This window comes from Nocardioides sp. Z35_8 (genome assembly GCF_059621125.1).
This window is the reverse complement of sequence record NZ_JCAQIE010000002.1, coordinates 209,001-234,313: the sequence shown is the minus strand read 5'-3', so window position 1 is coordinate 234,313 and position 25,313 is coordinate 209,001. Positions and strand designations below refer to the sequence as shown.

The window sequence follows — 25,313 nt, the reverse complement described above, 5'->3', positions numbered from 1 at the left end:
GCGACCCGGCGCGCGTTCGCCCGCCGTCCGGCGTGCGTACGGCGGAGTGGTCAGGCGGGCCGGATCTCCGACTCCGGGTGCCGGTTGACCAGGTGGTCGGCGACGCGGTTGAACACCCGCCCGACGGCGGCGAAGTCCTCTTCGGGCACCAGGTCGACGATGTTGCGCCGCACGCTCTCGACGTGGCAAGGCGCCGCGCGCACCAGCAGCTCGTAGCCCTGGTCGGTCATGGTCGCCACCACCCCGCGCCCGTCCTCCGGGGTCGTGCCGCGGGTGACGTAGCCCGCGGCCTCCATCCGGGCGACGGTGTGCGTCACCCGGCTGCGCGAGTGGGCCATCGCGTCGGCCAGCTGGGCCATCCTCATCGCCCGCCCGGGTCGCTCGGAGAGCCGGACCAGCACCTCGTACTCCGTCAGCGACATGCCGAACTCGCGCCGCAGGTCGTCGTCGAGGCGCTCCTCGAGGAGCGTCATGCCCATCATCAGGGCGCGCCAGGAGTGCTGCTGGTCGTCGTCGAGCCAGCGCGGCTCCCCCGTCGTGGTCATGGGGCCAGCGTAGTGCTGGCGGGGGCGGGACTTCCTCAGGAGAGCCGCTCGAGGATCATCGCCATGCCCTGGCCGCCGCCCACGCACATGGTGATCAGGCCGGTCGTCTTGTCGTGCCAGTCGAGGCTGTTGAGCATGGTGTTCTGCAGGCGGGCGCCGGTCATGCCGAAGGGGTGGCCGACCGCGATCGCGCCGCCGTTGACGTTGAGGCGGTCGAGGTCGATGCCGAGGTCCTGGTAGGACGGGACGACCTGGGCGGCGAAGGCCTCGTTGATCTCGACGAGGTCGATGTCGCCGATGCTCATGCCGGCGTGCTTCAGCGCGTTCTTGGTGGCCTCGACCGGGCCGAGGCCCATGATCTCGGGGGACAGGCCGGACACGCCGGTCGACACGATGCGCGCCAGCGGCGTCAGGCCGAGCTCGGCGGCCTTGGTGTCGGACATGATGACCACCGCCGCGGCGCCGTCGTTGAGCGCGCAGCAGTTTCCGGCGGTGACCACGCCGTCGGGGCGGAAGACCGGGTCGAGGGCGGCGATGGCCTCGTAGGTCACGCCGGCGCGGGGGCCGTCGTCCTTGCTGACCACGGTGCCGTCGGGCGTGGTGACGGGGGTGATCTCGCGCTCCCAGAAGCCGTCGGCGATCGCCTTCTCGGCGAGGTTCTGCGAGCGGACGGCGAACTCGTCGAGCTCCTTGCGGTCGAGGCCGCGCAGCCGGGCGACGTTCTCGGCCGTCTGGCCCATCGCGATGTAGATGTCGGGCAGCTCGCCGTCCTCGCGCGGGTCGTGCCAGTCGCGCCCGCCCTTCGCGTACTCGGCGGTGCGTGCGGCGGCGTCCTCGAAGCGCGGGTTGCGCGTGTCGGGGATGTGGTCGGAGGTGCCCTTGGCGAAGCGGGACACGGTCTCCACGCCGGCGGAGACGAAGATGTCGCCCTCGCCGGCCTTGATCGCGTGGAACGCCATCCGGGTGGTCTGCACCGACGACGAGCAGTAGCGGGTCACGGTCGCGCCGGGGACCTCGAGGCCGAGCAGCGTGGTGACCACCCGCGCCATGTTGTTGCCCGACTCGCCACCGGGGAGCCCGCAGCCGAGGAGCAGGTCCTCGATCGCGGCGGGGTCGAGCGCCGGGATCTTCTCCAGGGCGGCCTGCACCACGAGGGCGGTGAGGTCGTCGGGGCGGAAGTCCTTGAGCGAGCCCTTGTTGGCGCGTCCGATGGGGGAGCGGGCTGCGGAAACGATCACTGCCTCGGGCATGGAGGACTCCGGTGGCTCGGTGGGTGGTGGGAGGTCGTGCGGGTGTGCCATCGCACCTTAGTGCGGCACGGGGCGCCAGGTCGGCGCAGGGTGGGGTCGTCGTCTGCGACGATCGGCACGTGCGTCATCTCTATCGCTGCCCCCTGAGGTGGGCCGACCTCGACCTGCTCGGCCACGTCAACAACGTCACCTACGTCGACTACCTCCAGGAGGCGCGGGTCGACATGTTCCGCACCCACGCCCCTGCGAGCCGGGCCGACGACCTGGCTGAGGGGGTCGTGGTGGTGCGGCACGAGGTCACCTACCTCTCGTCGCTGACCTTCGGCTCCGAGCCGGTCTCGATCGAGTGCTGGGTGACCGAGATCCGCGCCGCGAGCTTCACGATGGCCTACGAGGTCTTCGAGGAGGACGCGTCGGGCGAGCGCACGGTCTACGTCCGCGCCCGGACCGTGCTCACGCCCTACGTCTTCTCCACCGAGCGACCGCGGCGCCTGCACGCCGAGGAGCACGAGTCGCTCGGGCGGCTGTTCGAGCCGGACGAGCCCGTGCGTACGCCGAGGCTGCCCGACGTCGTCGACGTGCCCGGCGGGCGCTACTCGGTGCACGTCCGCTTCAGCGACGTCGACGTCTACGGCCACGTCAACAACGTCAAGTACTTCGAGTACTTCCAGGAGGCGCGGATCCAGCTCATGATGGCCAGCGGCGCCGAGCTGGGGCAAGGGCACCACCTCGTGGTCGCCCAGGTCGACGTCGACTACCGGCGCCCGATCCTGTTCCGCCCCGAGCCCTACGACTGCCGCACCTGGATCTCACGGATCGGCACCACGTCGGTCGTCTTCGACTCGGTGGTGCGCGACGGCGAGGAGGTGCTGGCCCGTGCGCGGGTGGTCGGGGTGTGCATGGACAGCGCCACCGGGCGTCCGGCGCCCGTGCCCGACGTGCTGCGCGACCTCGCGGGGGAGCTCAGTCCGGGGAGTTGACCATGAACTGCGCGGCGTGGGTGACGTAGTCCCAGAACCGCTCGTCCTGCTCGGGAGTGAGGCCGGCCTCGTCGAGACCGGCGCGGAAGTGCCGCAGCCAGTGCTGCGCCGACTCCGGCGTCACGCTGAACGGCGCGTGGCGCATCCTCAGCCGCGGGTGGCCGCGCGTGTCGCCGTACGTGGTGGGGCCGCCCCAGTACTGGATGAGGAACAGGGCGAACCGGTCCTCGGCGGGGCCGAGGTCCTCCTCGGGGTACATCGGGCGCAGGACCTCGTCGTCGGCGACGCCCTCGTAGAAGCGGTGCACGATCCGGCGGATCGTCTCCTCGCCGCCGATCTCGTCGTAGAAGGTCGTCGTCACGCGACCATCCTCCCGTGCCACCCCAGCCGCGTCAGGACGGGGTCTCCCCGGTGGGCGCGATCTCGGCCTCGGTCTGCGCCGGACCCCGCGCCGGCGGGTGCGCGTCGTCGGGAGCGGACGGGGCCTCGGGGCGCTGCTGGTCGCGGATCCACAGCACGCGCTGGGCGAACGGGATCTCGATGCCCTCCAGGTCGAACCGGGCCTTGATCCGCTGGCGCATCTCGCGGGCCACGGCCCACTGCTCCAGCGGCGCGGTCTTCAGGGCGACGCGCACCAGCACGCCGTCCGGGCCGAGCTCCTGCACGCCCCACACCGACGGCTCCTCGATGACCCGACCGGTGAAGTCCTCGTCCTGCCAGAGGTCGTGCGCGACGTCGGCCAGCACGCGCTGCACGCGGGCCAGGTCCTCGCCGTAGGCCACCCCGACGTCGAGCACGGTGCGTGCCCAGTTCTGGCTCATGTTGCCGACCCGGAGGATCTCGCCGTTGCGGACGTACCAGACGGTGCCGTTGACGTCGCGCAGCCGCGTCACGCGCAGGCCCACCGCCTCCACGGTGCCGGAGGCCTCACCCAGGTCGACCTCGTCGCCGACGCCGTACTGGTCCTCGAAGATCATGAAGATGCCCGACAGGAAGTCCTTGACCAGCGCCTGCGAGCCGAACCCGATGGCGACGCCGATGATGCCGGCGCTGGCGATCAGCGGGCCGATGTCGTAGCCGAGCTCGGCGATGACCATCAGTGAGACCACGGTGAGGACGACACCGGTGATGACGCTCTTGAGCAGCGAGCCCATCGTCGCCGCACGCTGCACCCGCCTGGTGTAGCCCGGGTCCTCACGCAGGTTGAGGGCCGCGCCCATGCGCCCGCCCGAGATGGCGCGGCTCAGGCGGTCGGGCAGCATCCCGTGCTCGGCCCTGCGGACGATCCGGTCGACGAGCCGGTGGAGCGCCCACCGCACCACGAGCCCGATGATCACCAGGCCGGCCAGGGCCAGCGGCTTGCCGACGATCCAGTCGACCACCGTGGACAGCGACGCGTCGCTGGTGCGCTCCCAGGTCCAGTCGCACAGCCGCGCGTCGGCGTCGCAGGGGTTGGTCTCGCTCCCGGAGGCCTCGGTCATGAGCATGATCGGGGTGGTGAGGGGGTGAGGCATGCCCGCCAGTATGGGCGATACGCTGTGACCCGTGACCACGCACGTCAGCCCGTCCCGCTCACCCCGACGCGCCCGCGCCCGCTGGGGCGGCCGTGCCGCAGCCCTCGCCGGGGGCACGGCCCTCGCCCTGCTCGCCGCGCCGGCCCACGCCGACGTCCCCGAGGGCTGGGGTGGCCAGACCGAGCGCCTCCAGCTCGACTCGCTGCACTCCCTGGCGCTGTTCGTCGGATTCCCGCTCCTGGCCTTCGTGGTGATCGCGGTCGCGGTCTACCTGCCGCCGATGATCCGCGGCGAGCGGCTCCTGCCCGACCACTCGGCCGGTGAGCCCCAGTGGATCGGCGGTCCGCGACAGGGCGTCGCCGAGCTCCCCGCCCCCGACGGCGAGGACTCCCGAGCAGGTGGCGCAAGTGGCCGCTGGTGAGGCCCTGAGCGACACCGACCGGCTGGCCCTCGACAAGTCCATCCGGCTCGCCGAGCAGGCCTCCCGCTTCGAGTTCTCCGTCTACGTCGGCCCGGTCGAGGGCGACGACGCCCGCACCTGGGCCACCCGCCTGCACAACCGCCTGGTGGTCCCGGCGCGCAGCGTGCTGATCCTCGTCGACCCCCGCCGTCGGGTGGTCGAGGTCGTCACCGGCGGCGACGTACGCCGCGTCCTGACCGACGCCGAGGTCGAGCGCGCCGTCGAGGCCATGACGTCGGACTTCGCCGCCGGCCACCTGCTCGCCGGCCTCCAGCGGGGCATCGCCCTGCTGGCCGAGCGCACCCAGCCCCAGGGCTCCCCCCAGGCCTGAGCCGAGGCGGCTCGTCCTGACGCCGCAGTCGGGTCGAGTCGGCTCGTCCTGACTCCGAAACAGCGCCGAGTCGGCGCGTCCTGACCTCGATGATGTCAGGACGCGCCGCCTCGACCCTGGTGGGGTGTCAGGACGCGCCGCCTCGACCCTGGTGGGGTGTCAGGACGCGCCGACTCGACTGCTGCCTCGACTGCTGCCTCGACTGCTGCCTCGACTGCTACTGGGCGTCGCACTCCTGCGCGGCCAGGGCGCGGGCGATCTCGGCGCGCGCCTCGCCGACGTAGCGCTGCGCCTGCTTGGGCGCCGAGCCGTCGGCCAGCCACTCGTCGAGCCGCGCGAGGGTGGCGGCGGAGCCGAGAGGGCGCGGGAAGCCGTACTCGAGGATCGTCGAGGCCTTGTGGAAGCCCAGCGTGTCGACGAGCGTCTGCGACGCGGTGAGGAACTTCTCGAGGTAGGGCTCGAGCACGTCCTCCTGCCCGAAGCGGAAGATCGAGAACGCGATCTCGCGCGAGGTCTCGTTGGGCGTCGACGGGTCGAGCAGCGCGTCCCAGGCCGCGGCCTTGGCCTCCGCGGTCGGCTGGGCGGCCCGGGCGGCGGCCGCCTGCTCCTTGCCCGAGATGGTCCGGTCGACCTCGAGCTCGGCGTCGATCTCCGCGTCGCCGAAACGACCCTGCTTGGCCAGCGCGGTGATGAGCACCCACCGCATGTCCTGGTCGATCGCCAGCCCCTCGACCTCGAACGACCCGTCGAGCAGGCCGATGAGGTCGTCGAGCGCCGCGTCGCTGTGGGCGGCCCCGGCGTAGGAGCGGGCGAAGGTGAGCTGGTGGTCGCTGCCGGGCTCGGCCGCGAGCAGCAGCTCGCGCAGGCCGGTCTCCCACTGCGCCCTGAGCTCGGGTCGGTGCGCGGGGTCGGAGTAGAAGTTGACGGCGAGCGCGGTCGACGCCGGGATCCGGGTCACCGCCCACGCGTCGCTCTCCTGGCCGATGTTGGCGAGCACCAGGTCGACCCAGTCGCGGGTGCGCATCTCGGCGTCACGCGTCATGTCCCACGCCGCACCCCACACGAGCGCGCGGGGCAGCGAGTCCTCGAACGTCGACAGGCCCGAGATGGCGGTCGCGAGGGAGCGCTCGTCGAGGCGGATCTTGGCGTAGGCGTGGTCCTCGTCGTTGAGCAGCAGCAGCGCGGGCTGCCGCACGCCGACGAGCTCGGGGACGTCGGTGCTGGCGCCGTCGACGTCGATCTCGAGGTAGTCGCGACGCACGAGGCGCCCGGCGCCCTCCTCGTCGGTCACCGTGTCGTAGAGGCCGATGCCGAGGCGGTGCCGGCGCAGCGTCGGCCAGTCGGGGTGGGCCGACTGGGCGACGGCGAACGACGAGTAGGCGCCGTCGGCGTCGAGCTCGAAGACGGGCGCGAGCGTGTTGACGCCGGCCGTCTGGAGCCACTCCTGCGCCCAGCCCTGCAGCTCGCGGCCCGAGGACTTCTCGAGCGTGGCGAGCAGGTCCTTGAACTCCGGGTTGCCGTACTCCCACTCCTTGAAGTAGGACCGCAGGCCCTTCAGGAACGGCTCGATGCCGACCCACGCGACGAGCTGCTTGAGCACCGACGCGCCCTTGGCGTAGGTGATCATGTCGAAGTTGACCTCGACCGCGTGCAGGTCGACGTTGTCGGCCGCGATCGGGTGGGTGGACGGCAGCTGGTCGGCGCGGTAGCCGGTCTGCTTGCGGGCGTTGGCGAAGCCGGTCCACGCGTCGGTGAACTCGGTGGCGTTGGCCTCGCACCAGTAGCAGGCCCACTCCGCGAACGACTCGTTGAGCCAGAGGTCGTCCCACCACTTCATGGTCACCAGGTCGCCGAACCACATGTGCGCCATCTCGTGGGTGATGACCGAGGCGCGGAACTCGAAGAACGAGCGGGGCTGGCGGCTGCGGGGGAGGTACTCGTCGCGCAGGGTCACGCAGCCGGCGTTCTCCATCGCTCCGGCGTTGTACTCCGGCACGTAGAGCTGGTCGTACTTGCCGAACGGGTAGGGGTAGTCGAACTGCTCCTCGAACCACTCGAAGCTCTGCTTGGTCAGCTTGACCAGCTCGGCGGTGTCCATGTGGTCCTTGAGCGACTGGCGGCAGTAGTGGCCCAGCGGGATGGTGCCGAACTTGCCCTCGTAGGTGTCGAACTCGCCGTGGTACTCGCCGGCGACGATCGCGGTGATGTAGGTCGACATCCGCTTGGTGGTGGGGAAGCGCCACACCGAGGCGCCGTCGCCCGCCTCGACCGGCTCGGGGGTCGCGGCGTTGGACACCACGACCCAGTGCGAGGGGGCGGTGACGTTGAAGGTGAACACGGCCTTGAGGTCGGGCTGCTCGAAGGTGGTGAAGACGCGCCGGGCGTCGGGCACCTCGAACTGGCTGTAGAGGTAGACCCGGTCGTCGGCGGGGTCGACGAAGCGGTGCAGCCCTTCGCCGGTGTTGGAGTAGGCGCAGTCGGCCGTCACCACCAGCGTGTTGCTCGCCTCGAGCCCGTCGAGCGCGATGCGGTGGTCGGCGTACGCGGTGGCCGGGTCGAGGCTGCGTCCGTTGAGCGTGATCTCGCGGACGCTGGGCGCGACGAGGTCGGCGAACGTGGCGGCTCCTGGCTCGCGGCAGGTGAACTCGAGCGTCGTGGTGGAGACGAAGGTGGTCTCCTCGGGCTGGGTGGCTGACGTGAGGTCCAGGTCGACGGTGTACGCCGTGACGTCCAGGAGGGCGGCGCGGGTGGCGGCCTCGTCCCGGGTGAGGTTGGTTCCAGGCATGCTCGCATCCTGCCACCGGGTGCATCGCCGGCCCATGCCGGAGGGGGCCGGTGGGCGGCCGGCGGGCGGCCGGTGGGCGGCCGGTGGGGGAGGGGTGGGGAATAGGTGGCCGTGGCGGGGTCTTGTGGTGGACATGGCTACCGCTGACCTCTGGTTCGACCCGCTCTGCCCGTTCGCCTGGATCACCTCGCGCTGGATCCGCGAGGTCGAGCAGGTGCGCGACATCGACGTGCAGTGGCACGTGATGTCGCTGGCCTACCTCAACAAGGACAAGGACATCCCCGACGAGTACCGGGAGATGCTGAAGGGCACCGAGAAGCCGGTGCGCGTCGCGATCAAGATCGCGCAGGAGCGTGACAACAAGGCGCTGGGCGACTGGTACACCGCGGTCGGCACCCGCCACCACAACCACGGTGAGGGGCTGACCAGGGAGACGGTCGCCGCGTCGCTGGCGGACGCGGGCCTGCCCGCCGACCTGATCGAGGCCTGGGACGACGCGTCGCTCGACGACGCGGTCGCGAAGAGCCACCACGAGGGCATGGACCCCGTCGGCGACGACGTCGGCACGCCGACCATCCACATCGACGGCTCGGCGTTCTTCGGTCCGGTCCTGTCCAAGATCCCCCGCGGCGAGGAGGCCGGCGAGCTCTGGGACGGCGCCGTGGCCGTCGCGAAGTTCCCCTACTTCTACGAGCTCAAGCGCTCGCGCACGGGCGACCTCGACTTCTCCTGACCCCGCGCTGCCGCCCGCCCGTGCCCGGGGACGCCACCGGGGCAGGGCGGGTGGCACCCGGTCACTAGGCTTGCGTCCATGACTCGTGTCCTGTCCGCCGTCGCCTGGCCCTACACCAACGGCCCGCGCCACATCGGCCACGTGGCCGGTTTCGGCGTGCCCTCCGACGTGTTCAGCCGCTACATGCGGATGGCGGGCCACGACGTGCTGATGGTGAGCGGCACCGACGAGCACGGCACGCCGATCCTGGTGCTCGCCGACAACGAGGGCCTGCCCGCCCGCGAGCTGGTCGACAAGTACAACCAGGTGATCGTCGACGACCTCTGCGGCCTCGGGCTGTCGTACGACCTCTTCACCCGCACCACCACCGGCAACCACTACGCGGTGGTGCAGGAGATGTTCGAGACGTGTCGCCGCAACGGCTACATGGTCGAGGAGACGACGAAGACCGCGATCAGCCCGTCCACGGGCCGCACGCTGCCCGACCGCTACATCGAGGGCACCTGCCCGATCTGCAAGTACGCCGAGGCGCGCGGCGACCAGTGCGACAACTGCGGCAACCAGCTCGACCCGACCGACCTCATCGACCCGCGCTCGAGGATCAACGGCGAGACCCCGGAGTTCCGCGACACCCAGCACTGGTTCCTCGACCTGCCGGCCCTCGCCGACGCGCTGGGGGCGTGGCTCGACGAGCGCGAGGCGACCGGCCTGTGGCGACCCAACGTGATCAAGTTCAGCCAGAACATCCTCAAGGAGATCCGTCCGCGCGCGATGACCCGCGACATCGACTGGGGCATCCCGGTCCCGGGCTGGGAGGACCAGCCGACCAAGCGGCTCTACGTGTGGTTCGACGCGGTCATCGGCTACCTGTCGGCCTCCATCGAGTGGGCCCGTCGGCTGGGCGAGCCGGACAAGTGGCGCGAATGGTGGAACGACGCCGACGCCGAGTCCTACTACTTCATGGGCAAGGACAACATCGTCTTCCACTCCCAGATCTGGCCGGCCGAGCTGCTGGCCTACAACGGCGAGGGCGACAAGGGCGGCGAGCCCGGCGCGTACGGCACGCTCAACCTGCCGACCGAGGTGGTCTCCAGCGAGTTCCTGACCTTTGGCGACTCGCAGTTCTCGACCAGCCGCGGCAACGTCATCTACGTCGGCGACTTCCTCGCCCGCTACGGCCCCGACGCGCTGCGCTACTACATCTGCGCGGCCGGGCCGGAGACCTCCGACGCCGCCTTCACGTGGGCCGACTTCGTCACCCGCAACAACTCCGAGCTGGTCGCGGGCTGGGGCAACCTGGTCAACCGCACCGCCACGATGGTCGCCAAGAGCTTCGGCGAGATCCCGGCGGCGGGGCCGCTCGAGGAGGTCGACGAGCAGGTGCTCGCCACCGTGCGCGGGGGCTTCACGAGCGTCGGCGACCTGATCGAGAAGCACCGGCTGCGAGCCGCCGTCGCCGAGGCGATGCGGGTGGTCGGCGAGGTCAACAAGTACCTCACGGTCACCGAGCCCTACAAGATGAAGGACGAGTCCCAGCGCGAGCGCCTCGCGACGGTGCTGCACGTGGCCGCGCAGTGCGTGAGCGACTGCAACACGCTGCTGTCGCCGTTCCTGCCCCACGCGGCCAACAAGGTGCACGCGGTGCTGGGCGGCGAGGGCGAGCTGATGCCGATGCCGCGCATCGAGCAGGTCGAGGAGCTCGAGCCCGACAACGGCGCCGGCCACACGTCGTACACGATCATCACCGGCGACTACTCCGCGACGCCCGCGTGGGCGTCGCGCCCGGTGCCGGTGGGTGCGAAGGTGGCCAAGCCGACGCCGGTGTTCACCAAGCTCGACCCGTCGGTCGTCGAGGAGGAGCTCGCCCGGGTGGGTGGCTAGGCTCCGCCCCATGCCCGACACCGCCGAGATGTACCTGCCGCACTTCGTGGTCAGGCAGAAGCTGACCATGATGATCAACCGCTACGAGATCTCGGAGTCGGACGAGGCGGGCAACCCCACCCGGCTGATGGCGCTCGCGGAGCAGAAGCGGATGGCGTTCAAGGAGCAGGTCACCTTCTTCGCCGACGCGAGCAAGTCGCGTCCGGTCTTCGGCTTCAAGGCGCGCCGTGCGATCGACCTCAACGCCGGCTACGACATCACCGACGAGTCCGGGGCGCAGATCGGCTACTTCAAGAAGGAGTTCGGCGCGTCGCTGCTCCGCTCGACCTTCCTGGTCGAGGGGCCCGGCTACGCCGGCTCCGGTCGCGAGCGCAACCAGCTCGTCGCGCTGCTGCGCCGCTTCACCGACGTCGACTTCATCCCGGTCAACTTCGACTTCGTCGACACCACCGGCGCCCCGCTCTTCTCCGTCGAGCGCAGGATGTCGATCCGTGACCACTACCGCGTCACGGTGCCCGACCGGCGGGTCGACTTCCGGGTCGCGGCCGCGGTCGCCGTCGGCCTCGACGCACTGATGTCGCGCTGATCGAGCGCTGGACCCCGACTCCCACCGACCAGGAGGTCGTCGTGATGTATCCCGAGGTGCGCGCGGCACTCGCCGGGGACGACAGTCCCGACCTCCGCGCGCCCGGCTTCAACCTCGCCGCCCACCGCGAGGACGCACGCCGCGCCAGCCTCCTCGAGCCGCGCGAGGACGTCGCCGCGGTCGAGGAGGTCGACGCCGACGGGGTGCGCTGCCGCCTCTACACGCCCGCCGGCGCCCGGCCGGGCCTCGTCGTGCACGCCCACGGCGGCGGGTTCGTGCTCAACGACGTCGACGTCCACGACCCCATCTGCCGCCGCTTCGCCAACCGGCTGGGCCGCCCGGTGCTGAGCGTCGGCTACCGCCGCCCGCCGGAGCACCGGTTCCCCGCGGCGCCCGACGACCTCGACACCGTGGTCGGCTGGCTGCGGCGCGAGGGCCCGCCGGGCGCGTACGCCGCCCACGGCGACTCCGCGGGCGCCAACCTCGCCCTGGTCGCCGCCCTGCGCAACCCCGGCTTCTTCCGCGCCGTGGCGCTCGTCTACCCCTTCCTCGACCCGCGCAACGCGTTCCCGTCGTGGCAGCAGGGGGCGGACTCGGGCTTCGACCCGGACCAGGCGCGGTGGTACTGGGAGCAGTACGCACGCAGCGAGGCCGACTACGACGACCCCGACCTCGCGCCGCTGCTCTCCGACCGGCTGCACACCCTGCCGCCCACGTTCGTCGCCACCGCCGAGGCCGACCCGCTGCGCGACGAGGGGGAGGAGCTCGCCCGGCGGGTCGCCGAGACCGGCGTGGAGACCGTCGGGGTGCGCTACCTGGGCCAGACCCACGGCTTCTGGCGGCACGCGGGCTTCACCGCGTCCGAGCCGCTGGTGCGGCAGGTCGCCGGCTGGCTCGACCTGCACCTCGCCTGAGCCGCAGGAGGACACTCGCGATCTCGTGGGGGTGGTGTCGGCGTCGGGCTGCTCTGGGAGACTCCTCCCATGCGCGTACACCTGGGCTCCGACCACGCCGGACTCGAGCTGAAGGACCACCTGACCACCTGGCTGGTCGACCACGACTACGAGGTCGTCGACCACGGACCGTTCGTCTACGACGCCCTCGACGACTACCCGTGCTTCTGCCTGCGGGCGGCCGAGGGCGTGGCCGCCGACCGCGCCGACGGCCTGGAGAGCATGGGTGTCGTGATCGGCGGCTCGGGCAACGGCGAGCAGATCGCGGCCAACAAGGTGGAGGGCATCCGGTGCGCCCTGGCCTGGTCGGAGGAGACCGCCGTGCTGGCGCGCGAGCACAACGACGCCAACGTCGTCTCGGTCGGTGGCCGGATGCACCCGGTCGAGGAGATGACCCGCTTCATCGAGCTCTTCCTCACCACCCCCTTCTCCGGCGACGAGCGCCACGCGCGCCGCATCGGACAGCTCACGACGTACGACGAGACGGGCGAGCTGCCGCCGCTGCCGGAGTCGGCCCTGCGCGGCACCGTCCCCGACTCCTCACCCGATCGCCCGGATGCCTGAGGGGCACACGCTCCGCAAGCTCGCCGACGACCTCACCGCGGCCTTCGCCGGACGGCGGGTGCGGGTCACGTCGCCGCAGGGACGGTTCGCGGCCGACGCGGCGCTGCTCGACGGGTCGCGGGTGATCGGCGCCGACTCCGCCGGCAAGCACCTGTTCCTCGAGCTCGAGGGCGAGCGCTTCGTGCACGTGCACCTCGGCCTGATCGGCCAGCTCGACGTGCACGCCGACATCGGGGGAGGGCTCGGGGCGGTCCCCGACCCGGTGGGCGCCGTCCGGCTGCGGCTGGTCACGCTCCCGGACGCCGATGCCGGCGCCGAGTCCGGCGCCGGTCCGCGACCCCCGGCGTACGCCGACCTGCGCGGCGCGATCGTGTGCGACCTGGTGGGCCCCGCCCGCCGCGCCGAGGTGATCGAGCGCCTCGGCCCCGACCCGCTGCGTCCCGACGCCGACCCCGATCGCGCCTGGCGCCGCATCTCGGCGAGCCAGCGCCCCATCGGCGACCTGCTGATGGACCAGAAGGTGCTGGCAGGTGTCGGCAACGTCTACCGCGCCGAGGTCCTCTTCCGCCACCGCATCCACCCGCTCCGGCCCGGCAACACCCTGCGGGTCGGGCAGTGGCGCGCGATGTGGGACGACCTCGTCGAGCTCATGGCCGAGGGCGTGCGCACCGGCCGGATCGACACCGTGCGCCCCGAGCACACCCCCGAGGCGATGGGCCGCGAGCCCCGCAAGGACGACCACGGGGGCGAGGTCTACGTCTACCGCCGCACGTCGCTGCCGTGCCTGGTGTGCGGCACGCCCGTGCTCACGGGTGAGCTCGTCGGACGCAACACGTTCTGGTGCCCCCGATGCCAGCCGAAGTTCCGCTCGCGGGCCTTACGATCTCCCACCAAGGGGACTGGGAGATCAGGAGGGGCTCGTCGGTGAGTTCTCCATCGCTCAACGCCGCCGCCAGTCGGCTCGTCCCCCGCGGGTCGCGGATGCTCGTCCTGCTCGTCGTCGTCACGGTGCTCATCGGCCTGGTCATCTGGCGCTTCCACGAGAGCGTCCCGCTCGTCAGCCTGCTCGTCCCGCTGCTGGCCTCGAGCCTGGTGCTCGGCCCACGCCAGCTGCCGTGGTTCGTCGTGTTCGTCCTGCTGGTGCTCGCGCTCGTCGTGCCCAGCCAGGACCGGATCGACCTGCGCATCGTGCTCACCGTGGTCATCATGTTCGTCCTGGGCTTCGTGGTGCTGGCCTCGTCCCTGCGCCGCACGCGCCTGGGGGTGGCGGGCATCCAGGGCGAGACGATGTTCGTCGACCTGCGCGACCGGATCCTGCGGCAGGGCGGGATCCCCGACCTCCCCGCGCAGTGGTACGCCGCCAGCGAGCTGCGCTCGGCCGGTGGCACCCCCTTCGCGGGCGACTTCGTCGTCGCCTCGCGCATCGCGGAGCGCCTCGAGGTGGCGGTGGTCGACGTGTCGGGCAAGGGCCAGGGCGCCGGCACCCGCGCGCTGCTGCTCTGCGGTGCCCTGGGCGGGCTGCTCAGCGCGCTGCCGCCCAGCGAGTTCCTCGACAGCGCCAACCGGTTCCTGCTCCAGCAGGACTGGGACGAGGGGTTCGCCACGGCCATCCACCTCTCGCTCGACCTGACGACCGGCCGCTACGACATCCGCAGCGCCGGGCACCCGCCTGCCGCCCTGCGCCATGCCGGCTCAGGCCGCTGGGAGGTGCTGGAGTCGGAGGGCCCGATCCTCGGGCTGATCGAGGACGCGACCTTCCCCGCCGTCTCCGGGGTGATGCGCCACGGCGACGCGCTCCTGCTCTACACCGACGGGATGGTCGAGACCCGCAACCGCGACATCGCCCTGGGCATCGACCGGATGCTCGGCCAGGCCGAGCGGCTGCTGCGCGGCCAGTTCGAGGGCGGCGCCAAGCGGCTCGTCGAGGCGCTCGGCTCCCGCAACGACGACCGCGCGCTGCTGCTGGTGCACCGGCGCTGACGCCGGTGTGGCCCCGCGAGCCGGTTGGGGTGCCGGACCGCGGGTGTGGCACCATGACTCCCGCACCGGCGGCGAGGACGCCGTCGGACGCGCGCGGATGTAGCTCAATGGTAGAGCCCCAGTCTTCCAAACTGGCTACGCGGGTTCGATTCCCGTCATCCGCTCCAAGCAGGCCGCGGCGCCTCCGTCAGGAGCGTTCCGGGGTCGGTTTGGCGGGGCGTAGCGTAGTGGCTAGCGCGCCTGCTTTGGGAGCAGGAGATCGCAGGTTCGAGTCCTGTCGCCCCGACCGCTGGTGGCTGATTCGGCCTGCGCCCGCTGCGCCGATAGACTTCCATGGTTTGCGGACGCCTCTTCCCCGCGGTTCCCCCGGCTCGTCCGCATGCGTACCCATGACCTTCAGCATCAGGAGACATTTGTGAAGAGCGCCGTCGAGACCTTGAGCCCCACCCGGGCCAAGCTGACCGTCGAGGTGCCCTTCGAGGAGCTCAAGCCGAGCCTCGACGCGGCGTACCAGAAGATCGCGAAGCAGATCAACGTCCCCGGCTTCCGCCGCGGCAAGGTCCCGCCGGCGGTCATCGACCGCCAGATCGGCCGTGGCCCGGTCCTCGACGAGGCCATCAACGCCGTGGTCCCGCAGCAGTACATGGCCGCGCTGCAGGAGCACGACCTCGAGCCGCTGGCCCAGCCGGAGATCGAGGTGACGAAGTTCGAGGACAACGAGTCCCTCGAGTTCACCGCCGAGGTCGACGTCAAGCCCGACTTCGAGCTCCCCGACTACGAGGGCCTCGAGGCCAGCGTGGAGGACGTCGAGATCACCGACGCCGACGTCGACGAGCAGGTCGAGGCGCTGCGTGAGCGCTTCGGCACCCTCGTCCCGGTCGAGCGCGCGGCCGCCGAGGGCGACTTCGTGACCATCGACCTGGTCGCGGCCCGCGACGGCGAGACCGTCGAGGGTGGCGAGGTCACCGGGATGTCCTACAAGGTCGGCCGCGGCGGCATGATCGACGGCCTCGACGAGGCCCTGGCCGGCCTGTCCGCCGGCGAGGAGAAGACCTTCGACTCCGAGCTGGTCGGTGGCGACCTGGTCGGCGAGCCGGTCCAGGTCACCGTCAAGGTCTCGGCCGTGCAGGAGCAGCAGCTCCCCGAGTACGACGACGAGTTCGCCCAGCTGGCCTCCGAGTTCGACACCGTCGACGAGCTCACCGCCGACGTGCGCGAGCGCCTCGGCCGCGGCAAGCGCCTCGAGCAGGCCGCCGCCGCCCGCGACGCGGTCCTCGAGGCCCTCCTCGAGAAGGTCTCGGTCCCGCTGCCCGAGGTGATGGTCACCGACGAGCTCAACGCGCGCCGCCAGAACATCGAGCAGCAGCTCGCCATGGCCGGCATCGCGATGGAGAAGTACCTCGAGGACGAGGGCCAGACCCAGGAGGAGTTCGAGGCCGACCTCGAGCGCCGGGTCCGCGACGCCGTCGCCGCCCAGTTCGTCCTCGACAAGATCGCCAAGAAGGAGGAGTTCGGCATCGACCAGGCCGAGCTCTCCGAGCACCTCGTGCGGCGTGCCCAGCAGTCCGGACAGGACCCGCAGGAGTTCGCCAACCACATGTTCGAGCACAACCACATCCCCGAGCTCGTGCAGGAGATCCTGCGCGGCAAGGCGCTGGCCACCATCGTGGAGGCCGCCACCGTCAAGGACGCCTCGGGCAACGTGGTCGAGCTCAAGAACCTGCGCCCCGACGGCACCATCGGCGAGCCCGTCGAGGAGACGGCCGCCGAGAGCACCGAGGACTCCGCGGCGGAGAGCACCGACGAGAGCACCGACGAGTCCGGCAAGGCCTGACCCGCCCGGCTCCCGCGACCGGCGTCCACCCTCGGGTGGGCGCCGGTCCGCATTTCCGGCTCCTCCGCGGACCCCGGCGGACCCGCTCGTGTCCGGGTACGATCGCCGCTGTCCGACGGGGCGTACAGGGGGGCACGGATGGTCGACAGCGCGAGCGAGCACCACGCGTGGCGCCCGCCTGCCGACGGACCGCCGCCCACCGAGGCCCTCGCGGGCTACACCGACCTCGTGGTGGTCGGGCGCGGCGGGGAGTCGGTCGTCTACCGGGCCCGCGAGCCGCGTCTGGGCCGTGACGTCGCGGTCAAGGTGCTGCTGGTCGACGACGCCGAGAGCTCGGCCCGGTTCGCCCGTGAGATCGAGATCACCGTCGGCCTGGGCCGCCAGCACCCCAACATCGTCACGGTGCTCGACACCGGCACGACGGAGTCCGGCCGACCCGCGATCGTGATGGAGTACTACGACGGCGGCACCCTCAACGACCGGCTCCGCGAGCAGGGGCCGTTCCCGCCCGAGGAGGTCGTGCGCATCGGCCTGGTGCTCTCCGACGCCCTCGCCTTCGCCCACGACCAGGGCTTCCTCCACCGCGACGTCAAGCCGCAGAACGTGCTCGTCCTGCCCACCTCGTGGGTGCTGGCCGACTTCGGGATCGCGCGCCTCGTCGACGCGGAGTACACCTCGTCGGTCGAGGCGTTCACCTACCGCCACGCCTCGCCGCAGATCCTCGACGGCCACCCTCCGACCCCCGCCGACGACATCTGGTCGCTCGGGTCCACCCTCTACACCCTCCTCGAGGGGCGGGCGCCGTTCGCCAGCGACGACCCCGACGACGACTCCGCCCTGGCCTACCTGCGCCGGGCCCGCACCGAGCCGCACCGGCCGTTCTCGACCGACGCCGGTGCCCTCGGCGAGGTGATCAGCCGGTGCCTGGTCAAGGACGTGACGCAGCGGTGGGCCAGCGTCAAGGACGTCCACCACGCCCTGCTCCGGATGCGCCACGGCGCCTGGGAGCCGGGCGCTGCCTGGCCCGTTCCAGCGCCCGTCCCCGGGCCCGTCGGGCAGCTGGCCGCGCCGCCACTCCCGGAGGCGACGCGTCGCCGTGGCGCCGACGACCCGGCCCCGCTCGCGCCGCGGCCCGCGGTGCCTGTCGGACGGAGCGTCGAGGCGGACGGTGCTCCGCCCGCGCATCCGCCGGCGCCGCACGAGCACACCCACCTCCGCCCCCGCCCCGACGACGAGCCCGACCCCGGCGGTTCGCTCGATGGCGGTGACGCCCGGCCGCCCCGGCGGCGTCGCGCCGTCGCGCTGCTGGGGGTGCTCGCGCTGGTCGTGGGATCAGCCCTCGGCCTCGCCGGGGCACTGCTCCGCGACGACGACCTCGACGACCCCCAGGGGTCCTCGCAGGAGCAGGCGGGTCTCGGCACGACCGCAGCGGAGGAGGACGACCCGGGCCCGGTCGAGCAGCCCCAGAGCGCCTTCGACCCCGCGCTCGCCTTCCGCATCGAGGACCTGCGCGCCGATGCGGGGGAGGTCACCGTGGAGTGGAATGACCCGAGCGAGGGGATCGGCTGGTTCCACATCTCCCAGACCAGCCCCGAGGCGCGGCCGGTCCAGGAGTTCGACACCGGCGTGACCGAGGCGACGTTCACCCTGTCGCAGCCGCCCGGCCGGCCCTGCTTCGTGATGGTGCTGCACATGCCCGACGGCTCGCTCGGACGCTCCGACCAGCGGTGCGTCAGCCTCGGCTGAGGAAGACCGAGGGGTCGAAGGGCCACCACCAGCGACGCCAGCGGGGCACGGCGCGGCGCGCGGCCCGGCGTACGTCGCCCAGCGCCGGCCCCGGGTCGTCGGCGTCGGTGCCGGGCGGGGCGAAGGCTGCTCGCTGCGACGTGGCGGCGAGCACCTTGACCGCGTCGGTGCCGAGGCGCCGGCTCGCCATGGTCGCGACGTCGTCGGCGCTGTGGTGCGCCGTGACCGGGAGGCCGGCGAGGCGCAGCACGTCGCGCGCCTCGGCCCATGCCCCGCGCGGGCCGCGCCGCAGGTGTCGCCACGACCGGATCCGCCGGGCCGCGAGCAGGAGCGCCAGCAGCCCGGCCAGGCCGCCTGCACCCGCTGCGGCCGGGACGGCCCACCCTCCCGGACCGCCGGGCCGCGACGGCGCCGCCTGGCCGGTGCCGTCGGCCTGGCCGGTGCCGGTCCCGGAGTCGTCCGGGGTGGCCCCGGGGCCCGGGTCGTCGCCGTCGCCGCGCTCGACGGTCTCCTCCTCCGGCCGCGGCGCCTCACGGGCGTCGGTGGGGGAGAACGGCACCCAGCCGAGGTCCTGGAAGAAGACCTCCGGCCAGGCGGTGGCGTGCCGACCGCGCACCGACCAGCCGTCCGTCGCCGATCGGCGGGTCTCCGGGTCGGGCCGGAAGCCCACCACCACCCGGGTCGGCAGCCCGTTGTGGCGCGCGAGCACCGCGAACGACGTCGCGAACTGCTCGGCCGTGCCGACACGGGCGCCGACGGTGCCCGGCTCGGCGAGCAGGAACGTGGTGATCCGCCACAGCTGCGACCCGGAGACCGCCGTGGGGGACAGCCGGGCCCGGTCGTGCAGCATCGTCTCGATCGCCACGGCGCGGTCGTAGGGAGTGACCGCACCCGCCACCGTCTGCTCGGCGAAGGTGCTCAGCTGCTGGGGCAGCGGCGGCAGCGCGAGGTAGGGCGCGAGCCCGCCGCCGGTGGGCACGGTCGCGCTCGCCAGCCGGGCGTCGTCGGGGTCGTCGGCGAGCCCGGTGACGGTGTAGGCGACTCCACGGGTGGTGGCGGCGTCGGTGCCACTGCGCACCAGGCCGTCGGAGCTCGTGAGCCACAGGTTGCCGGAGACCGGCTCGACCACGGCGTCGTCGGTCGACACCTCGGTCGGCCAGCCCGGGCTCGGCAGCCAGCGTTCCTCGATGTCGACCATCTCGACCCGGACCGTCGAGGAGCGGGTGCTGCTGCCGAGCAGCGGCGCGACGTCGTAGGTCTCGCCGACGGGCGAGTAGCGCGTGCCGGCGCTCCACTGCGCCCCGTCGTAGCGGTCGAGGGTGACCAGGCGGAGCGGCCCGACCGGTCCGGACACGTCGAGCAGCTCACGGTCGGGGTCGCTCGTCCACGCCCCGAGCTGGGCGAGGGGGTTGCTGGCGACCACGTCGACCGTCGGCGGGTCGACCAGGGTGCGCGGCTCGAAGGGCGCGGACCACCGCACGGTCGTCGAGGCCACCAGCAGGCCGGTGGCCGCCAGCGCCACGACCAGGGCGAGCGCGATCCGCCGCCCAGTCCGGTGGCGGTGCTCGTCGAGCACGACCCAACCGAGCAGGGTGCACGCCACGAGCACCGAGGCCAGGAGGCCGCGGCGGTCACCCTCACCCGTGGTGAGCAGCGCCCCGGCGACGTAGAGAGCGAGCGCTCCCACGACCGGCGCGACCAGCCGGTGGGAGGTGAGCCGGATCGCGACCAGCAGCGACACCAGCGAGGTCAGCAGCAGCGGCCCCACGAGGACGTCGGCCCGGGCCGGGAGCGGCCGGGGGGTGGTGAGCAGGCGCGGCACGGCGTCGGTGACAGTGTCGGAGAACGCCGTCCCGGCGTCGGCGGCGAGGACGTAGGCCCCGAGCACCAGCAGCGACACCAGGACGGCCGCGCTCGCCCAGGGTGAGACGCCGAGGCGGACGACCGCCCGGCACACCGCCAGCGGCACCACCGCGGCGGCCGCCAGGGACAGCACGGGGAGCGGGCCGCTCCACGCCGTCGCGAGCGACAGGCTCCCGAGCACCAGGAGCGCGCCCGCCCACGCAGCCGGCCGGAGTCCCGGGGAGGCAGGGGTCGTCGCGGTCGGCGCCGCGGCATCGGGGGAGGGTGGAGGCGCGTGCGGAGCAGGTGGGGCGAGGGTCGTCACGGAGTCCGCCCGTCCCACAGCCGCGCCAGCGCCCGCGAGCCGGGAGCGCGGAGCACGGTCGCGCCGCCGAGCACGCCCGAGGGTGTCGCGGGCTGCGGGTCGACCACGCAGAGCGTGGCGTCGAGGGCCCCACCGACGGCGAGCGCCAGCACGCCGAGGTCGGCGGCGCTCCCGGTCACCACCGCCGCGACGTCGAGCCCGCGGTGGTGCCCGTGCTGCAGCCCGCGGTCGGGGCCGGCGTCGATCTCCGCGAGCAGGAGCTCCAGCTCGTGGGCCTCCCGTGGGACCTGCCGGGTGGTCGATCCGGGCACCGTGACGTCGTGGCGCCCGCTCGACGTGGCGAACCACAGCGGGTCGCCGCTCTCGACCGCGACCCGGCACAGGGCGGCGGCGAGCTCGAGGGCCTCCTCGAAGTCGTCCTCCCCGGCGTAGCTCTCCTGCCGGTCGTCGAGCAGGACGCAGACGTGGGGCTGGGCCGGGTCGGCGTCCTCACGGACCATCAGCGTCCCCGTGCGCGCGCTGGTGGCCCAGTGCAGCCGACGCAGGTCGTCGCCGACGGCGTACTCGTGCAGGCCGACCAGGTCGGTGCCGCCGAGCTCGAGGCTGTCGCCGCCGCCGACGGCCGCACGTCGGTGGCCGGCAGGCAGCGAGCCCAGCGGGATCCGGCGCGGCAGCACGCGCAGCCGGACCACGTCGCCGGCGTCGGTGGTGGTCGCTGCCAGGCCGAAGAGCGAGACCCGCCGTAGCCGGAGCGGGCCGACGTCGACCACCCCGCGGCGGTTGGTCGCGATGTCGTAGGTCGTCTCGGCGCCACGAGGGTCGACCTCGACCGGGGCCGTCAGCCGGCCGTCGACACTGTCCTGCGCGAGCGTGCGCACCAGGGCGGCGCGCCTGCCCGCCAGCCGCAGGTGGCCCGAGCAGGGGTCCTGCCGGACGACCACGAGCGGGTCGACGGTGCGGTGCACGACCACGTCGGGGCGGCGGAGCACGGCGACCACCTCGACGACCACCAGCACGACCAGGAACGCGCCGAGCGCGGCGACCACGGGATAGCGGAGCAGGGCTCCGCTCGCGGCCAGCAGCAGGCCGGTGCCGAGCATCCACCTGCCCCGGGGCGCGGTGGCACGCCACGGCGTCATCGCGGCAGCCTCACACCCGGTCCGGCTGGGGAGGGGCGACCCGCTCGAGGGCCTGGTGCACGACTCCGGTCGACGTGTGGCCCTCCAGGAGCGCTTCGCGGGTGAGCACCGTGCGGTGGGCCAGGACGGGCTCGGCGAGGCGGCGTACGTCGTCGGGGATCGCGTAGTGGCGACCGCGCGAGGCGGCGTGGGCCTGCACGGCGCGCACGAGGGAGCGCAGCCCGCGCGTGCTCGCGCCCAGGCGGACGCGCCGGTCGTCGCGGATCGCGACCCCGACCTCCCGCGCGTAGGTGAGGATCGGGTCGGCGACGTGCAGCCGCTCGACGACGGCGGAGAGTCGGGCCATCTCGGTGGGGTCGCTGACGGTGGGCACGTCGTCGATGCGGCCGGCGGTGCTGCCGGGGCGCAGCACGTCGAGCTCGTGCTCGAGGTCGGGGAAGCCCAGGCTGGTGCGCACCATGAACCGGTCGAGCTGTGCCTCCGGCAACCGGTAGGTGCCGTCGAGGTCGATGGGGTTCTGCGTGGCGACGACCGTGAACGGCTCGGGCACGGGGTGTGCGGTGCCGTCGACGCTGACGGTGTGCTCCTCCATCACCTCGAGGAGGGCCGACTGGGTCTTGGCGGCCGCCCGGTTGATCTCGTCGGCGAGCACCACGTTGGCGAAGACGGGTCCGGGGCGGAACCGCACCTGGCCGTCGCGCGGGTCGAACACGCTGGTGCCGGTCACGTCGCTGGGCAGCAGGTCGGGGGTGAACTGGACCCGGTGCATCTCCCCGCCCAGCGCCTTCGCCAGCGCCCTCGCCAGCGTGGTCTTGCCCGTGCCGGGCAGGTCCTCGACGAGCACGTGGCCGCGCGCGAAGGTCGCCACCAGCACGAGGTCGATCACGCCGCGCTTGCCGCGCACGGCGACCTCGACCGCGTCGCCGAGGCGCTGGTGCACCCGGCGGAACTCGACGACCTCCTGCTCGGTGGTGGCGGGGCTCGGGGCGAGGGTGGTCACGGGCTGGCTCCTGGGGTCGGGGAGGGGTCGAGAGTGGCGTCGAGACGTCGGGAAGCGGTCGGCGACTCAGGGGATGTCGCAGCCCTCGCAGAGGGTGGGCTGCCTGGTCTGCCAGGAGTAGCGGGCACTCAGCACGCTCCCCGAGCTGTTGGTGGCCCGGAACTGCACGGAGTGCGATCGCACGCCCGAGTTGGGCTGCCAGATGTAGGTGCCGTCGTGCTGGATCACCAGCGAGGTCGCGCCGCAGCTGATGGGCGACCAGCCGGACCCGTCGTCGTAGGCGCACGTCCCGCCGAAGCCCGCCCAGTCCGCGGGCGCGAGCTGCAGCTGGGAGGTGCCCATGCCCTCGAGGTTGAGGTCGCCCCCCGACTGGCCCGTGACGTGCTGGCGCCCGCCTCCCGGCAAGGGCTCGACCGGGATGCTCCCGGAGTCACTGGCGCCGGCGGAGGCCTGGGGGCCGGCGCCCTCGCCGTTGATCGCGATGACCGAGGCGGTGCCGTTGCCGCCGGGGGAGCAGGAGGCGTCCCGGGTGCGGTCGCAGCTGCTGACCAGGGTGTGCGAGCGCGCCGAGGCGCCCAGCGTGACGGTCTCCGACCTCGTGCCGGTGGACACGGTCACCCGGTAGCCGGTGATGGGCGAGCCGTTGTCCGGAGCGGGGTCCCAGCGGAGGGTGACGGCGTAGGTCGGCCCCTGCCAGCTGCCGCCGTAGACGCCGGTGGCGGCGACGCCGGGCGCCTGGCCGGGCACGCCGGCGGGGGTCACGGCGTTGGACGCGGCGGAGGCGCTCGAGTCGCTGCCGAGGAAGGCCGTGACCCGGAACGCGACCTGCTGGCCCGCCGGGACCGTGACGACCGCCTGGCGCTGGTCGCCGCCGACCCGCCCGACCTGGCTGCCCCCGGTGGTGGTGAGGACGAACTCGTCGGGCACGTCGCCGGTGTAGTCCCAGCCGAGCTGGACCTGGGTGCTCGAGACGACCGAGGCCCGGACCGAGGTGGGGGTGCCGAGGACGGGGTCGGGCTGCGTGGTCACCGTGTTGGACACCGTCGAGGTGGCCGTCCGGCCGCCGAGCCGGGCGGTCACGACGAGGGCGACGCTCGCGCCGGGGGTGACGTCCACGACCGCGCGGCGGCTGGTGCCGCCGACCGTCGCCAGGGTCGGGCCGCCGGGATGGGCCACCACGAAGTCGTCCGGAGTCTCCCCGCTGTAGGACCAGTCGACCTGCACCTGCGTGCTGCCGAGCACCGTGGCGCTCACGTCGGTGGGCGTGCTCGGCGTCACGGTGGGCGTGGTAGTCGGGGTGGCAGTGGGGGTGGAGGTGGGGGTGGAAGTGGGGGTGGTCGTGGGAGTGGCGGTCGGGGTGGGGGTGGGCGAGATCGTCGCGACCGGGTCGTCGTCCTCGTCCTCGTCGTCGCGACCGCCTCCGCCGCCGTTGTTGTCGCTCCCGCGGGGGCCCTGGTCGCCGTTGCGGCCCGGGTCGCGCCCGCCCTGGGTCGCCTGGGACCCGGACTCGCCCGACTGCTCGTCGCGCGTCTCCTCCGTCTGGTCCTCGGTCTCAGGCTGCGTCTCGGGGATGGCGATCTCCTGCGGGTCGGTGACGGCGTCGCCGCCGCTCCCGCGGGAGAACTCCGAGAGGGAGCCGTCGGCCCCCACCGAGATCCCGGTGCGCGCACCGGGCACGTTGATCAGGAGCGTGTCGTCGTCGAGGACGAGCTCGGGGTCCTTGCCGCGGGGCGTGAGGATGGGCGGCCCGGCCATCTCGCCCGTGGGGTCGAGCTGGAGGACCTTCGCCCGGCCGGCGCAGGGCACGTAGACGCGTCCCGCGAACACCTCGGGGCGTCCGGGGGAGTCGCAGCCGGAGGCGGCCACGGCCACCTCGGCCAGCCGGCCCGCGGCGAGGATGACGACGGTCGAGGAGTCCGGAGCCGCGGCGGCCGTCAGCTCGCTCGGCGTGCGCAGTGGCGCGAGCAGCTCGCCGCTCAGCGCGGAGGTGGGCGTACGCACCTCGCGCTCGGTGGCGACCTGCTGCACCAGGCCGGGCTCGGCGTCGGTGACGGTGACACCTCGCTCGTGCGCCACGACCACGGCGTCCCCCCGGACGTCGAGCTGGTGGGTGTCCTGCTCGAGGAACTCCGCCGACGTCGCGGACCACCTCAGCGCGGTGAGCCGGCCCGTGCGGTCGAGGGACCACACCGTCCCCTGCCCGTCGACGGCCACGTCGGACAGGCCCCGCCGCTCGACCCACACCCGGCCGATCTCGTCGGTGGTGATGGGGTCGATCGCCGCGAGGCTGTGGGCCGTGCGGTCGACGAGGAAGACGGTCGTGCCGTCGCTCAGGGTCTCCGCGGAGCCGTCGCCGGGCACGCTCCGGCGACCGGACTGCTCCAGCGTGGTGACGTCGATGGTCGAGAGCACGCCGTCGGTGTTGTCGATGACGTAGAGGAAGCCGGCGTACTGGGCGAGGGTCAGGTCGTTGCCGGCCGCGGCGACCGAGCGCCGCACCTCGGCGCGCCCGAGGGCGGGGTTGACCTGGATGACGTCGCCGCTCGGGTCGTCGGCCAGCCAGGTGAGTCCGTCGGCGAGCTCGACCGCGGTGCGGGAGAGGCCGTTGCCGAACAGCACCCCGGCGACGAGCGAGGCCACGACCAGGACGACGGAGAGCTCGGCCGCGCCCTTCGACTGGCGCTTCGACGCGAGCCTGCGCAGCCGCGCGGTGCGGGGCGCGTCGGTGCCCCCGGCGTGCGTCGTCGCCCGACCTGCCCCCATGGATCCCCCTCGTCGCGGTGCGCGGCAAGTCTCACAGAACCGGACCGCACGGCACCACCGTTCGCGCGGCGGAACGTTCCGTCCCGTCCGCCGCTCTGTTCC

Annotated in this window: 21 protein-coding genes and 2 tRNA genes; 14 read left to right on the top strand and 9 right to left on the bottom strand. The window is 72.9% G+C overall.

Annotation, left to right across the window (positions count from 1 at the left end):
* Positions 1-50 precede the first annotated feature (50 nt).
* Positions 51-545, bottom strand: a complete 495-nt coding sequence (locus tag AC54T2_RS12845) for a MarR family winged helix-turn-helix transcriptional regulator (RefSeq protein WP_186340765.1) — start codon at positions 543-545, stop codon at positions 51-53.
* A gap of 35 nt (positions 546-580) precedes the next feature.
* A complete protein-coding gene (locus AC54T2_RS12840; RefSeq protein ID WP_496666357.1) occupies positions 581-1,795 on the bottom strand; it encodes an acetyl-CoA C-acetyltransferase in 1,215 nt (404 codons plus the stop codon).
* A 119-nt stretch (positions 1,796-1,914) separates the two neighbouring features.
* Here AC54T2_RS12840 and AC54T2_RS12835 point away from each other — a divergent pair, with 119 nt between their 5' ends.
* Complete coding sequence (locus AC54T2_RS12835; RefSeq protein WP_496666356.1) at positions 1,915-2,775, top strand: acyl-CoA thioesterase; 861 nt, start codon at positions 1,915-1,917, stop codon at positions 2,773-2,775.
* Here AC54T2_RS12835 and AC54T2_RS12830 read toward each other — a convergent pair.
* Together AC54T2_RS12830 and AC54T2_RS12825 are read right to left on the bottom strand one after the other, a co-directional pair.
* Positions 2,759-3,136, bottom strand: coding sequence for a globin (locus tag AC54T2_RS12830; RefSeq protein ID WP_186340768.1), 378 nt, complete (start codon positions 3,134-3,136; stop codon positions 2,759-2,761). The genes AC54T2_RS12835 and AC54T2_RS12830 overlap by 17 nt on opposite strands.
* 31 nt (positions 3,137-3,167) lie before the next feature.
* Complete coding sequence (locus AC54T2_RS12825; RefSeq protein ID WP_241005158.1) at positions 3,168-4,289, bottom strand: mechanosensitive ion channel family protein; 1,122 nt, start codon at positions 4,287-4,289, stop codon at positions 3,168-3,170.
* 31 nt (positions 4,290-4,320) lie between these two features.
* Here AC54T2_RS12825 and AC54T2_RS12820 point away from each other — a divergent pair, with 31 nt between their 5' ends.
* Both AC54T2_RS12820 and AC54T2_RS12815 read left to right on the top strand, forming a co-directional pair.
* Complete coding sequence (locus AC54T2_RS12820; RefSeq protein ID WP_186340769.1) at positions 4,321-4,710, top strand: hypothetical protein; 390 nt, start codon at positions 4,321-4,323, stop codon at positions 4,708-4,710.
* A complete protein-coding gene (locus tag AC54T2_RS12815; protein ID WP_186340770.1) occupies positions 4,697-5,080 on the top strand; it encodes a DUF5130 family protein in 384 nt (127 codons plus the stop codon). The genes AC54T2_RS12820 and AC54T2_RS12815 overlap by 14 nt, the downstream gene beginning before the upstream one ends.
* A gap of 217 nt (positions 5,081-5,297) precedes the next feature.
* Here the strand turns inward: AC54T2_RS12815 and pepN are convergent, their stop codons facing one another.
* The gene (pepN, locus tag AC54T2_RS12810) at positions 5,298-7,865 is read right to left on the bottom strand and encodes an aminopeptidase N (protein WP_496666355.1); all 2,568 of its coding nucleotides are present in this window, start codon (positions 7,863-7,865) and stop codon (positions 5,298-5,300) included.
* 133 nt (positions 7,866-7,998) lie between these two features.
* Here pepN and AC54T2_RS12805 point away from each other — a divergent pair, with 133 nt between their 5' ends.
* From AC54T2_RS12805 to AC54T2_RS12755, 11 genes are all read left to right on the top strand, one after another.
* Positions 7,999-8,598 carry a mycothiol-dependent nitroreductase Rv2466c family protein gene (locus AC54T2_RS12805; protein WP_186340772.1) on the top strand — a complete coding sequence of 200 codons (600 nt, stop codon included), beginning with the start codon at positions 7,999-8,001 and terminating at the stop codon, positions 8,596-8,598.
* A 78-nt stretch (positions 8,599-8,676) separates the two neighbouring features.
* Positions 8,677-10,479, top strand: a complete 1,803-nt coding sequence (gene metG, locus AC54T2_RS12800; protein WP_186340773.1) for a methionine--tRNA ligase — start codon at positions 8,677-8,679, stop codon at positions 10,477-10,479.
* Positions 10,480-10,489: 10 nt separating this feature from the next.
* On the top strand, positions 10,490-11,065 hold the full coding sequence (locus AC54T2_RS12795; protein ID WP_241005157.1) for an LURP-one-related family protein: 576 nt from the start codon (positions 10,490-10,492) through the stop codon (positions 11,063-11,065).
* Between the two features lie 44 nt (positions 11,066-11,109).
* The gene (locus AC54T2_RS12790) at positions 11,110-11,979 is read left to right on the top strand and encodes an alpha/beta hydrolase (protein WP_186341232.1); all 870 of its coding nucleotides are present in this window, start codon (positions 11,110-11,112) and stop codon (positions 11,977-11,979) included.
* A 69-nt stretch (positions 11,980-12,048) separates the two neighbouring features.
* A complete protein-coding gene (locus AC54T2_RS12785) occupies positions 12,049-12,582 on the top strand; it encodes a ribose-5-phosphate isomerase (protein ID WP_186340774.1) in 534 nt (177 codons plus the stop codon).
* The gene (locus AC54T2_RS12780; RefSeq protein WP_186340775.1) at positions 12,575-13,510 is read left to right on the top strand and encodes an Fpg/Nei family DNA glycosylase; all 936 of its coding nucleotides are present in this window, start codon (positions 12,575-12,577) and stop codon (positions 13,508-13,510) included. The genes AC54T2_RS12785 and AC54T2_RS12780 overlap by 8 nt, the downstream gene beginning before the upstream one ends.
* The gene (locus AC54T2_RS12775) at positions 13,507-14,562 is read left to right on the top strand and encodes a PP2C family protein-serine/threonine phosphatase (protein WP_241005156.1); all 1,056 of its coding nucleotides are present in this window, start codon (positions 13,507-13,509) and stop codon (positions 14,560-14,562) included. Before AC54T2_RS12780 ends, AC54T2_RS12775 begins: the two co-directional genes overlap by 4 nt.
* Positions 14,563-14,655: 93 nt before the next feature.
* Positions 14,656-14,729: transfer RNA gene (locus AC54T2_RS12770), tRNA-Gly, on the top strand.
* Between the two features lie 46 nt (positions 14,730-14,775).
* A tRNA-Pro gene (locus AC54T2_RS12765) sits at positions 14,776-14,848 on the top strand.
* A 129-nt stretch (positions 14,849-14,977) separates the two neighbouring features.
* The gene (tig, locus tag AC54T2_RS12760) at positions 14,978-16,396 is read left to right on the top strand and encodes a trigger factor (protein ID WP_489974840.1); all 1,419 of its coding nucleotides are present in this window, start codon (positions 14,978-14,980) and stop codon (positions 16,394-16,396) included.
* Between the two features lie 138 nt (positions 16,397-16,534).
* Entirely contained in the window at positions 16,535-18,142 is a 1,608-nt protein-coding gene (locus AC54T2_RS12755; RefSeq protein WP_496666354.1) for a serine/threonine-protein kinase, read from the top strand.
* On the opposite strand, the gene AC54T2_RS12750 is transcribed toward AC54T2_RS12755, so the two are convergent.
* The 4 genes from AC54T2_RS12750 to AC54T2_RS12735 form a co-directional block, all read right to left on the bottom strand.
* Positions 18,129-20,186: a transglutaminase TgpA family protein gene (locus tag AC54T2_RS12750; protein WP_496666353.1), complete on the bottom strand. Its 2,058-nt coding sequence runs from the start codon at positions 20,184-20,186 to the stop codon at positions 18,129-18,131. The genes AC54T2_RS12755 and AC54T2_RS12750 overlap by 14 nt on opposite strands.
* A gap of 119 nt (positions 20,187-20,305) precedes the next feature.
* Positions 20,306-21,448, bottom strand: coding sequence for a DUF58 domain-containing protein (locus AC54T2_RS12745; protein WP_496666352.1), 1,143 nt, complete (start codon positions 21,446-21,448; stop codon positions 20,306-20,308).
* A 10-nt stretch (positions 21,449-21,458) separates the two neighbouring features.
* Complete coding sequence (locus AC54T2_RS12740; RefSeq protein ID WP_496666351.1) at positions 21,459-22,448, bottom strand: AAA family ATPase; 990 nt, start codon at positions 22,446-22,448, stop codon at positions 21,459-21,461.
* A 66-nt stretch (positions 22,449-22,514) separates the two neighbouring features.
* Positions 22,515-25,211, bottom strand: coding sequence for a fibronectin type III domain-containing protein (locus AC54T2_RS12735; protein WP_496666350.1), 2,697 nt, complete (start codon positions 25,209-25,211; stop codon positions 22,515-22,517).
* Positions 25,212-25,313 lie beyond the last annotated feature (102 nt).

Coding starts and splice junctions, on each gene's coding strand:
- AC54T2_RS12780 (WP_186340775.1), top strand. CDS start 12,575: ATGCCTGAGGGGCACACGCTCCGCAAGCTCGCCGACGACCTCACCGCG.
- AC54T2_RS12785 (WP_186340774.1), top strand. CDS start 12,049: ATGCGCGTACACCTGGGCTCCGACCACGCCGGACTCGAGCTGAAGGAC.
- metG (WP_186340773.1), top strand. CDS start 8,677: ATGACTCGTGTCCTGTCCGCCGTCGCCTGGCCCTACACCAACGGCCCG.
- AC54T2_RS12790 (WP_186341232.1), top strand. CDS start 11,110: ATGTATCCCGAGGTGCGCGCGGCACTCGCCGGGGACGACAGTCCCGAC.
- pepN (WP_496666355.1), bottom strand. CDS start 7,865: ATGCCTGGAACCAACCTCACCCGGGACGAGGCCGCCACCCGCGCCGCC.
- AC54T2_RS12745 (WP_496666352.1), bottom strand. CDS start 21,448: ATGACGCCGTGGCGTGCCACCGCGCCCCGGGGCAGGTGGATGCTCGGC.
- AC54T2_RS12795 (WP_241005157.1), top strand. CDS start 10,490: ATGCCCGACACCGCCGAGATGTACCTGCCGCACTTCGTGGTCAGGCAG.
- AC54T2_RS12845 (WP_186340765.1), bottom strand. CDS start 545: ATGACCACGACGGGGGAGCCGCGCTGGCTCGACGACGACCAGCAGCAC.
- AC54T2_RS12825 (WP_241005158.1), bottom strand. CDS start 4,289: ATGCCTCACCCCCTCACCACCCCGATCATGCTCATGACCGAGGCCTCC.
- AC54T2_RS12755 (WP_496666354.1), top strand. CDS start 16,535: ATGGTCGACAGCGCGAGCGAGCACCACGCGTGGCGCCCGCCTGCCGAC.
- AC54T2_RS12735 (WP_496666350.1), bottom strand. CDS start 25,211: ATGGGGGCAGGTCGGGCGACGACGCACGCCGGGGGCACCGACGCGCCC.
- AC54T2_RS12805 (WP_186340772.1), top strand. CDS start 7,999: ATGGCTACCGCTGACCTCTGGTTCGACCCGCTCTGCCCGTTCGCCTGG.
- AC54T2_RS12840 (WP_496666357.1), bottom strand. CDS start 1,795: ATGCCCGAGGCAGTGATCGTTTCCGCAGCCCGCTCCCCCATCGGACGC.